Below are 13377 nucleotides of genomic sequence, written 5' to 3' on the forward strand. Positions count from 1 at the left end.
CGGCCCTCCGGGGCCGCCCGCCGCGTACGGGGGCCCGCGGGTCAGCGGGCGGAGCAGTCGGCCAGGTGGTCGTTGACGAGGCCGCAGGCCTGCATCAGGGCGTAGGCCGTGGTGGGCCCGACGAAGCGGATGCCGGCCTTCTTGAGGGCCTTGGCGAGCGCGGTGGACTCCGGGGTCACGGCAGGCACCTCGGAGAGGACCCTGGGCGCGGTGCCGGGCTCGGGGGCGTGCGACCAGATCAGCTTGTCCAGCTCGCCCGGGGACCAGCCGGCGAGCTCCCGGGCGTTGGCCAGGGTGGCCTCGATCTTCAGCCGGTTGCGGATGATGCCGGGGTCGGCGAGCAGCCGCTCGGCGTCGGCCGGGCCGAACTCCGCGACGGCGGCGATCCGGAAGCCGGCGAACGCCGTCCGGAAGCCCTCGCGGCGGCGCAGGATCGTCAGCCAGGACAGCCCGGACTGGAAGGCCTCCAGGCACAGCCGCTCGTAGAGCTCGTCGTCCCCGTGGACGGGCCGGCCCCACTCCTCGTCGTGGTAGGCGGTGTAGTCCTCGGTGGCCAGCGCCCACGGGCAGCGCAGCATCCCGTCCGGCCCGGCCGCGGCCCCGACGCTCACCGGCGCGGCCCCTCGCCCTGGAAGCCGCCCTCGGAGCCGTCCTGGTAGCCGTCTGCGAAGTCGTCCTGGAACCCGCCCCGGGGGTCGTCCCGGTAGCCGTCCCGATGCTCGTCCCGGTAGCCGTCCCGATGCTCGTCCCGGTAGTCGTCCCCGGCGCCGCCGTACGGGCCTTCCTGCGGGTGTCCGGGGTGCCCGGCGCCCGGGCCGGCGGGGCCGGCGGGGCGCTTGAACAGGTCCGGGCCGGACAGGGACGCGGCCTGCACGCCAGCGAGGGCCGCCTCCAGCCCCGCGATCCGCGCGTCCCGCTCGGCGAGTTCCGCGCCGACCCGCTGGAGTACGTCGTCCACCTCGGCCATCCGGTAGCCGCGGGGCGCCACCGGCAGCCGCAGGGCGTCCATGTCGGCGCGCGTGACGGGCCGCTCCGGGGGCAGCGAGTCGGCCACGTGCTCGGGCTCCGCCTCGGGGAGCACGGCTTCCTCACCGCCGCCCACCACCGCGAGCGTGACCGCGGCGACCACCACGACCAGCGCGATCAGCAAGAACCAGAACACGATCAACCAACTCCCGTGAGCCCGTGAAGACTGTCCGGCACGATCGTGCCATGCGCCGGTGACAGCGCGGACCGTCGAGACGGACCGTTAAGGTCGCAGACGAACGATCAGAGGAGGAAACAGCGGATGCTGCGGCTGGGCAGGCGTGAGTTCGGGCCCCACGAGCCGGTGATCATGGCCATCGTGAACCGGACCCCGGACTCGTTCTACGACCAGGGCGCGACGTTCCGCGACGAACCCGCCCTGGACCGGGTCGAGCAGGCGGTCGCCGAGGGCGCCGCGATCATCGACATCGGCGGGGTCAAGGCGGGGCCGGGCGAGGAGGTCGACGCCGCCGAGGAGGCACGTCGTACGGTCGGCTTCGTCGCCGAGGTGCGGCGCCGCCACCCCGACGTGGTGATCAGCGTGGACACCTGGCGCCACGAGGTGGGCGAGGCGGTCTGCGAGGCGGGCGCCGACCTGCTGAACGACGCCTGGGGCGGGGTGGACCCTCGGCTCGCGGAGGTCGCGGCCCGCTACGACGCGGGCCTGGTGTGCACGCACGCGGGCGGGGTGGAGCCGCGTACCCGGCCGCACCGGACCGCGTACGAGGACGTGATGGCGGACATCCTGCGGGTCACGGTCGGGCTGGCCGAGCGGGCCGCCGGCCTCGGCGTGCGCCGGGACGCGATCCTCATCGACCCGGGCCACGACTTCGGGAAGAACACCCGCCATTCGCTGGAGGCAACCCGCCGGCTCGGCGAGATGGCCGACACCGGCTGGCCGGTGCTGGTGTCGCTGTCCAACAAGGACTTCGTCGGCGAGACGCTCGACAAGCCGGTCAAGGAGCGGCTGCTGGGCACCCTGGCGACGACGGCGGTCTCCGCCTGGCTGGGCGCCCGGGTCTACCGGGTGCACGAGGTGGCGGAGACCCGCCAGATCCTCGACATGGTGGCGTCGATCCAGGGCCACCGCCCGCCGGCGGTCGCCCGCCGCGGCCTGGCCTGAACCCCCGGCCCACCCGCCGCGGCCCGTCCTGGCCCGCCGGCCTCCCGGCAGTCGCCGCCGCGGTCCGGCCTGCCCCGGCGCCCGCCCGCCCGCCGCGGCCCGGTCCGGGCCGGGTCGCGGCGGGGGGGTGCCTGCGGGTGCCGGCTGCTACTTGCCGACTTCCTTGGTGACCAGGGCGATCGCCTCGTCCACGTCGTCCGTGACGTGGAACAGGAACAGGTCGCGCTCCGAGGCCTTGCCCTGGGCCACGACCGTGTTCTTCAGCCAGTCGATCAGCCCGCTCCAGTACGCCGTGCCGAACAGCACGATCGGGAAGCGGGTGATCTTCTGCGTCTGGACCAGGGTGAGCGCCTCGAACAGCTCGTCCAGCGTGCCGAGGCCGCCCGGCAGGACCACGAAGCCCTGGCTGTACTTCACGAACATCGTCTTGCGGACGAAGAAGTACCGGAAGTTCAGGCCGAGGTCGACGTGCTGGTTGAGGCCCTGCTCGAAGGGCAGCTCGATGCCGAGGCCGACCGAGATGCCGTTGGCCTCGCGGGCGCCCTTGTTCGCGGCCTCCATCGCGCCCGGACCGCCGCCGGTGATCACCGCGAAGCCCGCGTCGACCAACGCGCCGCCGATCCGCTCGCCCGCCTCGTACTCGGCCGAACCGGCCGGCGTGCGCGCGGACCCGAAGACGCTGATGGCCGGCGGCAGCTCGGCCAGCGTGCCGAAGCCCTCGATGAACTCCGACTGGATGCGCAGGACCCGCCAGGGATCGGTGTGCACCCACTCGGAGGGCCCGGCCGAGTCGAGCAGACGCTGATCGGTCGTACTGCCCGCCTGGACCTGGCCCCGCCGCCGCAGCACCGGCCCGAGCTGCTGCTCCTCGGGCCTGCGCCGCACGCTCTCGGAGTTGCCCATGATGTGCTCCCTCCTGCTGATCGTTCGGATCAGGGTAGGCACACAAGGGTGACAAGGAGGGTAATTCAGGAGGTCAGCCAGGCACGGAGTCGTTCCTCGCAGTGCAGGATCGCCTTCGTGGCCACGCGCTCGTCGCGCTTGTGCGCGAGCAGGGCGTCGCCCGGGCCGTAGTTGACCGCCGGTACGCCCAGCGCGCTGAAGCGGGACACGTCCGTCCAGCCGAACTTGGGCATCGCGCGGCCGCCGACGGCCTCCATGAACGCCTGCGCGGCCGGGTGCGAGAGGCCCGGCAGGGCGCCGCCCGAGAGGTCGTCCACGATGTACTCGACGACGCCGCAGTCCGCGAACACCTCCTCGACGTGGGCGAGCGCCTCCTGCTCGGTCCGATCCGGCGCATAGCGGAAGTTGACCGTCACCGTGCACTCGTCGGGGATGACGTTGTTGGCGACGCCGCCCTCGATCCGTACGGCGTTGAGGCCCTCGTGGTACTCCAGGCCGTCGATGACCGGCTTGCGCGGCTCGTACGCGGCGAGCCGGGCCAGGATCGGGCCGGCCGCGTGGATCGCGTTGGAGCCCATCCAGCTGCGCGCGGAGTGGGCACGCTCGCCGGTGGTCTTCAGCAGCACCCGCAGGGTGCCCTGGCAGCCGCCCTCGACCTGGGCGTCGGAGGGCTCCAGCAGCACCGCGAAGTCGCCCGCCAGCCACTCGGGGTGGGCGTCGGCGAGGTGGCCGAGGCCGTTGAGGTGCGCGGCGACCTCCTCCTGGTCGTAGAAGACGAAGGTGAGGTCGCGGTTGGGCTCGGTGACGGTGGCCGCGATCCGCAGCTGCACGGCCACGCCGGACTTCATGTCCGTGGTGCCGCAGCCCCACAGCACGCCGTCCTCGTCGAGACGGGACGGGACGTTGTCCGCGATCGGGACGGTGTCGAGGTGACCGGCGAGGATCACGCGCTCGGCGCGGCCCAGGTCGGTGCGGGCGACGATGTTGTTGCCCCGCCGGTCGACGGTGAGGTGCGGGAGGGCACGCAGCGCCTGTTCGACGGCGTCGGCGATCACTTTCTCGTCGCCGCTCTCGGACGGCATGTCGACGAGCCGGGCGGTCAGCGCCGCGGCGTCCAGGCTGAGGTCTAGCGCGGATTCGGGCATGGCCACGACCCTAACGCGCCGGACCTCGGCCCGGCGTCCGACGTCCGGCCGGTGGACGTGGCGGGTGGCTCAAGTACGGTGGGCGGCGTGTCCGATCCCAGCCAACCTGCAGCCGGCGCACGACGCCGACGCCGACGCCGTCCCCTGCGGATGGCGGGGGCGCTGGTCGTGCTGGCCGCGCTCGCCGGGTATTTCGCGGTGCAGTACGACTCCAACGGCGGTGGCGGCGCGCCCCGCTGCACGGTCCGGGCGGCCGGCGGCGGCAGCGGCGAGGGGTCCTCGTACGACCTGTCCTCGGAGCAGGCGGCCAACGCGGCGACGATAGCGGCGGTCGGCACGGCGAAGGGGATGCCGGAGCGGGCCGTGACGATCGCGGTGGCGACCGCGATGCAGGAGTCGGGACTGCGCAACCTCGACCACGGGGACCGGGACTCGCTGGGGCTGTTCCAGCAGCGGCCCTCCCAGGGCTGGGGCACCCCCGAGCAGGTTCGGGACCCGGTGTACGCGGCGGGGATCTTCTACGACCGGCTCGCCGAGGTCCGCGGCTACTCGCGGCTGCCGCTGACGGTGGCGGCGCAGCGGGTGCAGCTCAGCGCCTTCCCGCAGGCGTACGCCAAGCACGAGCCGGATGCGGCGCTGCTGGCGGCGGCCCTGACCGGGCGCGCCCCCGCCTCGCTGTCGTGTACGGGTCCGGCGCCGCAGGAGGCCGGGGACCCGGGACGGGTCAAGGCGGAGCTGGCGCGGGTGTTCAAGGCCGGGGGGCGTACGGGTGGGCGGGCGGTACCGGCCGTCGGCGGTGGCGGTGGCGGCGTGCGGGTGGCGGGGCGGGAACTGACCGTGCCGGTGGCCGGGCTGCGGCCGGGCTGGGAGCGGGCGCACTGGGCGGTGGCGAATGCCGCCCGGCTGTCCCTGTCGGAGGTCGCGTACGACGGCAAGGTGTGGCGGGCCGGCCACCACGGCGGCCGCTGGCGCGCCACCCACGCCCCCCGAACCCGCCTCACCCTCACGACATCCCCCGGCCACTGACCCGCCCCGGGTCCAACCCCCGCCCCCGCCAGGCACCGTGGGGCCCAACCCCCGTCCCCGCCAGGCACCTTGGGGGCCAACCCCCGCCCCCGCCAGGCACCGTGGGGCCCAACCCCCGCCCCCGCCAGGCACCGTGGGGCCCAACCCCCGCCCCCGCCAGGCACCGTGGGGCGCAACTCCCACCCCCGCCGGCACCCTTGAGCGCAACTCCCAGCCCCGCCGGTGTTCGAGGCGCAGCTCCGGGCAATCCCAGCCTCGCCGGCGCCCTGGGGCGCAATTCCCAGCCTCGCCGGCGATTGAGGCGCGGGCCTGGGCAGAGCCCGCTCCAGCCCCGCCGGCACCCTGAGGCGCCACCTCCAGCCTCGCCGGCGTTTGAGGCGCGGGGTTTGGGGCGGAGCCCCAAGACTGCAACCCGGCTCCGCCGGGCACCGGGCTCCGCCCGGACCCGCTCCTCAAACGCCGGAGGGGCTGGAGGTTGCGCGGGGTTGCCGGGCCCTGCCCGGACCCGCTCCTCAAGCGCCGGAGGGGCTGAAGGTTGCGCGGGGTTGCCGGGCCCTGCCCGGACCCGCTCCTCAAGCGCCGGAGGGGCTGAAGGTCCGCAGGGTTTACCGGGCTCCGCCCGGACCCGCTCCTCAAGCGCCGGAGGGGCTGGAGGTTGCTGCCGAGGCCGGGAGTTGAAGCCCGCGGGGCTGGATGTTGCCGCGAGGCAGGGCGCTGCCCCTCGGGCGCCGGCGGGGCTGAAGGGTGCGCGGGTTTGTGGTGGGTGCGCCCGGGGCGGGGAAGCGTTTCGGCGGGAGTGGACAGGTGTGCGGGGGGTCACTCGGGGTGGGGGCGTGGATGGGGGGGTTGCGGTGTGGGGGGTGGTGGCGTGGGGGCGCAGAAGTGCTGCTCGGCGCGCATCTCATGCGCTGGTCGGCGAAACCGATAATGCGACGCGTTACCGAGTCTTTACCTCGGCGCACCGCAACCTCCCCCGCCCCGCAGCCGGTTGTCATGGCGTACGCAGACCGCCCACCGGTTCCTACCGGCGGGCGCACCCGACGCTTAGGAGCACCATGTCCCTCCCCCTGACCCGCCGGATCGCCCGCGCCGCGCTGCTGCTCGCAGCCGGTGCAGCTCCCGTGGTCGGTGCGGCCGGCTCGGCGAGCGCCGCGGACCTCCAGTCCGCACCGCAGCTGGGTTCGCTGACCGCCGTGGACAGCGCGAGCCTCGGCCAGGCGGTCGACACCGCTGCCCAGCAGACCACCACGACGACCGGGCAGATGGGCGGCGCGGCCGTCACCTCGGCCGTGCCCGCCGTCGGCAAGGCGGGCGGCAACGCGGCCCGCAAGGGCACCCCGGCCGCCACGGACGCGGCGGGCGGCCTCACGGACAGCGCGAGCACGCTGGTCGGCGACACCGCGGGCACCGCGGCCGGCACCGGTCTGCCGACGGACTCCGTGACAGGGGCGCTGCCGTCGGCGGGCAGGGTTCCGGCCGCGACGACCCTGCCCGCGCAGCTGCCCGTGAGCGAGGTGCCGTCCGCGACCACGCTGCCGGCGCAGCTGCCCGTGTCCCAGCTCCCGCTGCCGGCCGCCGGCCCGCTGGGCTGACCCGCCGGCTGACCCGCGGGCCGGTCTGCGGGGCGCCCGTGGGCCGACGTGCCGGGACGTGAACGCCGTGGGGCCCGGGAGTGCGAACTCCCGGGCCCCACGCGCGTGTCCGGCCGAGACGGGTCGGCCGGACCCGTCCGGGCTCAGCCGAGGCGCTTGACCGCCGCCGCGACGCGCTCGTCGGTCGCGGTGAAGGCGACGCGGACGAACCGGGCGCCGGCCTCGCCGTAGAAGTCGCCGGGCGCCACCAGGATGCCGAGTCCGGCGAGGTGGGCGACGGTGTCCCAGCAGGGCTCGTCGCGGGTCGCCCACAGGTAGAGGCTGGCCTCGCTGTGCTCGATCCGGAAGCCGTGCGCCTCCAGCGCGGCCCGCAGTGCGTCCCGGCGCGCCGCGTAGCGGGCGCGCTGCACCTCGACGTGCGCGTCGTCGCCGAGGGCCACGGCCGTGGCGGCCTGTACGGGGGCCGGGGTCATCATGCCGCCGTGCTTGCGGATCTGCAGCAGCTCGCCGAGCACCGCGGAGTCGCCGAGCACGAACGCGGCGCGGTAGCCGGCCAGGTTGGAGCGCTTGGAGAGGGAGTGGACGGCCACCAGGCCCTCGTACGAGCCGCCGCAGACGTCGGGGTGCAGCACCGAGACGGGTTCGGCCTCCCAGCCGAGCTCCAGGTAGCACTCGTCGCTGAAGATCAGGATGCCGTGCTCGCGGGCCCAGGCCACGATGCGGACGAGGTCTTCCTTGGGGAGGACCCGGCCGGTGGGGTTCGAGGGCGAGTTCAGCCACAGCAGCTTGACGCCCGCCGGGTCCAGCTCGGTCGGGTCGTCGTAGACCACCGGCTCCGCGCCGCACAGCCGCGCGCCGACCTCGTACGTCGGGTAGGCCAGGCGCGGGTAGGCGACCTTGTCGCCGGCGCCCAGGCCCAGCTGGGTCGGCAGCCAGGCCACCAGCTCCTTGGAGCCGACCACCGGCAGGATGTTCGCGTGTCCGACCGAGGCGGCGCCGAGGCGGCGGCCGGCCCAGCCGGCGATCGCGTCGCGCAGCGCGGCGGTGCCCCACACCGTCGGGTAGCCCGGGGAGTCGGCGGCCGCCACGAGCGCCTGCCGGATCAGCTCGGGCACCGGGTCGACGGGCGTGCCCACGGAGAGGTCGACCAGGCCGTCCGCGTGCGCGGCGGCCGTTGCCTTGTAGGGCTCCAGCTTGTCCCAGGGGAAGACGGGAAGGCGGGACGATACTGCGGCCACGGTCGGTGCTCACTTTCTCGTACGGGCTGCTGACGCGCGTGCGGCGGATGCAAAACACCCCGGCCCGGTACGGCTCGGGGCCGTACGGGACCGGGGCGGGAGAATCAGTGCTCCGGGTTGATGTCCGCCGGAAGCGCCGCGATGAAGGGGTGGTCGCGCTCGATCAGGCCGAGCTTGGAGGCACCACCGGGCGAACCGAGCTCGTCGAAGAACTCGACGTTCGCCTTGTAGTAGTCCTTCCACTCCTCCGGAGTGTCGTCTTCGTAGAAGATCGCCTCGACCGGGCACACCGGCTCACAGGCTCCACAGTCGACGCACTCGTCCGGGTGGATGTACAAGGACCGCTGGCCCTCGTAGATACAGTCGACGGGGCACTCCTCGATGCACGCCTTGTCCTTGACGTCGACACAAGGCTGCGCGATGACGTAGGTCACGCTCTCGTTCCTCCTCGGTAGGGCTTTCCATATCGCGCGGGAGCGCGGCGTCGTCGATGCCCGCACCTAGTATCTCCGTTCCCGGGCACGATCCGAACAGGAGGGGCGTAGAGAGCCGTGGAAATCATTGCCGGTGGGCGTCTGGAAGTACGTATCACCCGGGATGACGTGGGAAAACGTGTCTCTGTGCGACGTCTCGGCCCTGTCCAGGACGGGTCGAGGACGTTCACTGACACGGTCGGTGTTCTCACATCCTGGGACAAGGGTGTGCTGCTGATCACACGGAAGGACGGCGAGTCCGTCCGCATCCCGGAATCTTCGCTGGTCGCGGGCAAGGTCGTGCCCGCGGCTCCGGCCCGGCGCCGGGGCCCGGCGGCCGGGTTCGCAGAGCTCACGCGGACCTGTGCGCGGGCCTGGCCGCCGGTCGAGAGCGAGCCGCTGGGCGAGTGGACGCTGCGCGCGTCCGGCGGCTTCACCCGCCGCGCCAACTCGGCGCTGCCGCTGGGCGACCCGGGGATGCCGCTGGAGGAAGCACTCGCGCGAGTGAAGGCCTGGTACGCGGAACGGGACCTTCCGGCGTACGTGCAGGCCGGTACCGGGGCCGAGGGCGCGCAGGAGCTGCTGTGCGCGGAGCTGGAGGCCCGCGGCTGGGTCCGCGAGGTGTCGGCCGAGACGCGGACCGCGGCCCTGGCCCCGATCGCCGACGTGGCCGCCGACGTCTCACGGGTCGGACTCTCGCGCACCTGCGACGAGGCGTGGCTGGCCCGCTACCAGCGGTTCGGCACACCCGGTCCGGAGGTCGTACGGGTGCTGTCCGGCGGGCCCTCGGTGTGGTTCGCGCGCGTCGAGGGAGCGGGCGGTGCGGTGGCCATCGGGCGCTGCGTGGTGGACGGCCGCTGGGCCGGTTTCACGGCGGTCGAGGTGGCCCCGGAGTCCCGCCGGCAGGGCCTGGCGACGGCCGTGATGGCGGCGCTGGCCCGGCAGGCGCTGGCGGAGGGCGCGTCGGCGGCCTGGCTCCAGGTGGAGGCGGACAACGCGGGGGCGCGCGGCCTGTACGACGGACTCGGCTTCGCCACGCACCACACGTACCACCACTTCCGGGCGTCGTGAGCTTCCGGGACCGCTTCGCGGAGGAGGTCCGGTCGGAGCGGCCGGACCTGGCGCTGCTGTGCCTGCTGCTGGCGGCGGAGGCCGATCCGGCGCTCGGCGAACACGCCGTCGACGAGGCGCAGATCGAACTGGACCGGCTGGCCGGGATGCTCCCGTATGGGCTGCACAGCCCGGCGGCGTGGGCCTCGGCGGTGGCGGAGCTGCTGGGCGAGCGCTGCGGGTTCCACGGCGCGCCCGCGGACTACCAGCGGCTGGAGTCCTCGCTGCTGCACGAGGTGCTGCGGCGGCGGCGCGGGCTGCCGATCCTGCTGTCGGTGGTGTGGATCGAGGTGGCCCGGCGGGCCGGCGCGCCGGTGTACGGGGTGGCCCTGCCGGGGCACTTCGTCGTCGGGTTCGGGGAGCCGGCGGAGCGGGTGCTCGCGGACCCGTTCGCGGGCGGCCGCCCGCTGTCGCCCGAGGACGCGGAGCTGCTGGTGGTGAGCGCTACGGGGGCACCGCCCGACCCGTCGCTGCTGGGTCCGGCCCGGCCGCTGGAGATCGTGCACCGGATCCTGAACAACATCCGCTCCTGGGCGGCGTCGCGCCCCGAGCAGTCGGCGGTCCAGCTGTGGGCCCTGGAGCTGGCCCTGCTGATCCCCTCGCACCCGGCCCGGCTGCGCTACGAGCGGGCCCAGCTGCTGGTGCAGCGGGGCGAGTTCCTGCGGGGCGCGGCCGAACTGGAGTCGTACGCCGAGGTGATGAACGCGATCGACCCGCCGGCCGCGGCCGGCATCCGCCACCAGGCCGCTGCCGCCCGCGCCATGCTGAACTAGGCCCCGCCGGAGCCCGCGACCCCGCGCACCCTCCAGCCCCTCCGGCGCTTGAGGAGCGGGCCCGGGCGGAGCCCGGCAAACCCGTCGCACCTTCAGCCCCTCCGGCGCTTGAGGAGCGGGTCCGGGCAGGGCCCGGTGCCCGGCGACCCCGCGCACCCTCCAGCCCCTCCGGCGCTTGAGGAGCGGGCCCGGGCGGAGCCCGGCAAACCCGTCGCACCCTCCAGCCCCTCCGGCGCTTGAGGAGCGGGTCCGGGCAGGGCCCGGTGCCCGGCGTCAGCCGGGTTGTCTTGGGGCTCCGCCCCAAACCCCGCGCCTCAAACGCCGGCGAGGCTGAATTTCGCGCCCGCAGCGTCGGCAAGGCTGGGGGTTGCCGCACGCAGCACCGACAAGGGCTGGGGGTTGCCGCACGCAGCGCCGACAAGGGCTGGGGGGTGCGCCCCAGGGCACCGGCGAGGCTGGAGGTTGCCGGCCGGGCGGGGTGCGCCGCCCGGGCGCCGGCGAGGCCGGGACTTGCGGCCCGGGCGCCGGCGGGGCTGGGGTGGGACCCCGCGCCTCATGCGCCGGCTAGGCGAATGGGCGCGGGGTCGGCCGGCTGGGCCGAGGGTCAGCTCGGGTTGGTCTCGATGACGCCGGTGCGCTCCGCTTCGGTCTTGCCGCGGAGCACCTTGCCGAGGGCGCCCGCGACGTCCTGCGGGGTGACCGGGGTCTTCTCGCCGGTGCTGCGCATGATCAGGACGCCGGCGAAGGTGTTGCCGTACAGCTCCTTCAGCGCCTCGAGGTCGTACGTCTCGACGAGCTTGCCGTCGACGGCCTTCATGCCGAGGATCTTCGGCAGGGAGCGGGCCGGGCCGAAGAGGATGCCCTTGCCGCCCGCCACGATCTTGACGTTGGCGGACATCGCGGGCTTCGCGAACTCCTCCATCGCCCGGTCCAGCTCGGCCTGGTCGATGACCGGCTCCTTGGTGGTGACCGGCAGCTCCACCGCCTTGGCCGAGCCCGTCTCGATCTGAGCCCGGTAGGCGCTCTCCACGGCGGCGACCGCGCGCTCGACGTCGAGGCCCTGACCGGCCTTGCCGGGGACGGGGGTGACCTTGTTCGGCTCGAACTTGATGGTGCCCTCGACCGCGGTGCCCGCCCCGCCGGCGAGGGTCTGCAGCGCGGCGCGCAGCTTCTCCTCGTCCACGGGGATCTGCGCCTCGGCGGTCCGCGCGTCGCCGAACAGCGAGCCGATGACGGAGACCGGGTTGTAGTCGCTGCCCGCGGCGCCGCGGACGGTGGCCTGGGTGTCGAGCCGCAGGCCGGCCTTCTCGGGCTTCAGCTCGACCTTCTTGCCGGCGACGCTGAGCTGCAGCGGGGCCGCGGCACGCTTGCCGAACGCCTGGTCGAGGGTGCTGAGGGCCTCGTCCCGGGTGCCGCCGATGTCCACGCCGAGCACGGTGGTGCCCTTGGGCACGTCGGAGTGGTTGAGCAGCAGGCCGGCGCCGTACGCGACACCGAGCAGCGCGGCCGCTCCGGTGCACACGAGGACCAGGCGGGAGCCCTTGCGGACGCCGCCCTTCTTGGGTTCGGGCGCGGGGCGCTGCGGCGGCGCCGGCGGCTCCTCGTCGAGCAGCGGCATCGCGGCCATGGGCGCCGCCGGGCCGCCGGGGAACGGCTGGCCGGGGTGGCCGGGTCCGTGCTGGCCGGGTCCGCCGGGCTGGACCGTCGGCATGGCGCTGGTGGGCGCGTCCTGGGCCAGCTCGGGGCCGGGCCACTGGCGCAGCGCGGTGGTGTCGTCGTGGTGCCGGGGCGGCGCGCCGACCGGCATGGTGCCGAGCGCCGGTCCGGTGGTGGGTCCGGCCGGGCCGCCGTGCTGCTCGGGGGCGTACGGCAGGCCCGTGCGCATCCCGCCGGGAGCACCGGGGGCGCCCGGAGCGGGCGGGCCGGAGCGGTAGCCGCCCTGCGGGGGCTGGCCGGGACCGGGGCCCTGGCCGGGGCCGGGGCCGTAGCCGTTGCCGTTCGCGTTGCGGGGGGCCATGCCGGGGCCGGGACGCCCGCCGGGGGCGCCCTGCGGGCCGCCGGGGCGACCGGGCGCGCCCATCGGCGCACCGCCGGCCATGGGAGCACCACCCATCGGGCCGCCGCCCATCGGGCCACCACCCATCGGGCCGCCGCCCATCGGAGCGCCACCGCCCATCGGGCCGCCCGCCCCCATGCCGGGGCCGCCGGCGGTCGCGGCGGCGCCGGCACCGAGGCCGGGCCGGGCGCCGGGCGCACCGCCGCCGCCGACCGGGCGGGTCGGCAGTCCCGTGCGCGGCGGCAGGGCCGCCCCGGGACGCTGGCCCTGTGCGGGGCCGCCGTGCGGCCCAGATCCGTTGTTCATGTCAGTCCCCCCACTGCTGGCCGGGGCGGCTGCGGCGCCTCTGCCACTGCCCGGCCCGAGGGCGGGGCGGGCAGGGGTCGCGGGCAGGGCCGCCCCCTTGCGCGGAGCGAACCAGTCGCTCTGCTGGTCCGCTTTCGGCCCGTCGGCCGGCGCGGAAGCCGCGGACGGCTCCGCGGGCTTGGACGCCTCGGACGGGCGGTCCGGTTCCTTGTCCTCGCCGGCAGCCACCGGCTTGCGCACGACGACCGGCGGGATCGGCCGCGAACCCGGAATGTTGATCCGGATGCGCGTCGTCAGCGTGGTCTCCGTCCTCGGCTCGTCCGACTCCGGGGAGGACGGTGAGGTCTTCGTCATGTCTTGCTCCTCCGGAGCGTCCACCGCCGTGTCCGTCGACGGGTACTGGCGGGATCCGTACGGCGGCGTACCCGAGGGGTAGGCGGCTCCACCGCGCCCCTGGGGCCCGGAGGACGAACTGTCAGTTTCACGACTCAAGGCAGGTTCTCCCGGTTGGCTCCGCCGCCCGTCATACCGTGCGCGGGCAGCTCGGCGGCGCCGTCCACCATACTGGCCGCCGCCGGGACGCAACTGACCGCCGGGGGAAGCAAG

Annotated in this window: 10 protein-coding genes and 2 pseudogenes; 5 read left to right on the forward strand and 7 right to left on the reverse strand. The window is 74.9% G+C overall.

Going from position 1 to position 13377, the window contains the following annotated elements:
- Positions 1-41 precede the first annotated feature (41 nt).
- The gene (locus tag OG764_RS13485) at positions 42-578 is read right to left on the reverse strand and encodes a DNA-3-methyladenine glycosylase I (protein WP_328972993.1); all 537 of its coding nucleotides are present in this window, start codon (positions 576-578) and stop codon (positions 42-44) included.
- Positions 579-757: 179 nt separating this feature from the next.
- Positions 758-1162 (reverse strand): annotated as a pseudogene (locus tag OG764_RS13490) (DivIVA domain-containing protein); the annotation flags it as partial.
- Positions 1163-1288: 126 nt separating this feature from the next.
- On the opposite strand from OG764_RS13490, the gene folP reads away from it, so the two are divergent.
- Positions 1289-2149, forward strand: coding sequence for a dihydropteroate synthase (gene folP / locus OG764_RS13495; RefSeq protein ID WP_328968664.1), 861 nt, complete (start codon positions 1289-1291; stop codon positions 2147-2149).
- A 147-nt stretch (positions 2150-2296) separates the two neighbouring features.
- Here folP and OG764_RS13500 read toward each other — a convergent pair whose 3' ends face one another.
- On the reverse strand, positions 2297-3052 hold the full coding sequence (locus tag OG764_RS13500; RefSeq protein ID WP_328968665.1) for a TIGR00730 family Rossman fold protein: 756 nt from the start codon (positions 3050-3052) through the stop codon (positions 2297-2299).
- Between the two features lie 65 nt (positions 3053-3117).
- Positions 3118-4197, reverse strand: a complete 1080-nt coding sequence (gene dapE / locus OG764_RS13505) for a succinyl-diaminopimelate desuccinylase (RefSeq protein WP_328968666.1) — start codon at positions 4195-4197, stop codon at positions 3118-3120.
- Between the two features lie 78 nt (positions 4198-4275).
- On the opposite strand from dapE, the gene OG764_RS13510 reads away from it, so the two are divergent.
- Positions 4276-5223 (forward strand): hypothetical protein, encoded by a 948-nt coding sequence (locus OG764_RS13510; protein ID WP_443055922.1) that lies wholly within the window; start codon positions 4276-4278, stop codon positions 5221-5223.
- A 1055-nt stretch (positions 5224-6278) separates the two neighbouring features.
- Positions 6279-6689, forward strand: a pseudogene (locus tag OG764_RS13515) (ATP-binding protein); the annotation flags it as partial.
- Positions 6690-6958: 269 nt separating this feature from the next.
- On the opposite strand, the gene dapC reads toward OG764_RS13515, so the two are convergent.
- Positions 6959-8053: a succinyldiaminopimelate transaminase gene (gene dapC / locus OG764_RS13520; protein WP_328968668.1), complete on the reverse strand. Its 1095-nt coding sequence runs from the start codon at positions 8051-8053 to the stop codon at positions 6959-6961.
- A gap of 104 nt (positions 8054-8157) precedes the next feature.
- Complete coding sequence (gene fdxA, locus OG764_RS13525; RefSeq protein ID WP_226735074.1) at positions 8158-8487, reverse strand: ferredoxin; 330 nt, start codon at positions 8485-8487, stop codon at positions 8158-8160.
- Positions 8488-8604: 117 nt separating this feature from the next.
- On the opposite strand from fdxA, the gene OG764_RS13530 reads away from it, so the two are divergent.
- Together OG764_RS13530 and OG764_RS13535 are read left to right on the forward strand one after the other, a co-directional pair.
- On the forward strand, positions 8605-9597 hold the full coding sequence (locus tag OG764_RS13530) for a GNAT family N-acetyltransferase (protein ID WP_328968669.1): 993 nt from the start codon (positions 8605-8607) through the stop codon (positions 9595-9597).
- Positions 9594-10409: a transglutaminase-like domain-containing protein gene (locus OG764_RS13535; RefSeq protein WP_328968670.1), complete on the forward strand. Its 816-nt coding sequence runs from the start codon at positions 9594-9596 to the stop codon at positions 10407-10409. Before OG764_RS13530 ends, OG764_RS13535 begins: the two co-directional genes overlap by 4 nt.
- Positions 10410-11013: 604 nt before the next feature.
- On the opposite strand, the gene OG764_RS13540 is transcribed toward OG764_RS13535, so the two are convergent.
- Entirely contained in the window at positions 11014-13263 is a 2250-nt protein-coding gene (locus tag OG764_RS13540) for a hypothetical protein (RefSeq protein ID WP_443055923.1), read from the reverse strand.
- Between the last annotated feature and the right edge of the window lie 114 nt (positions 13264-13377).

The organism is Streptomyces sp. NBC_00239 (assembly GCF_036194065.1).
Lineage (GTDB): Bacteria > Actinomycetota > Actinomycetes > Streptomycetales > Streptomycetaceae > Streptomyces.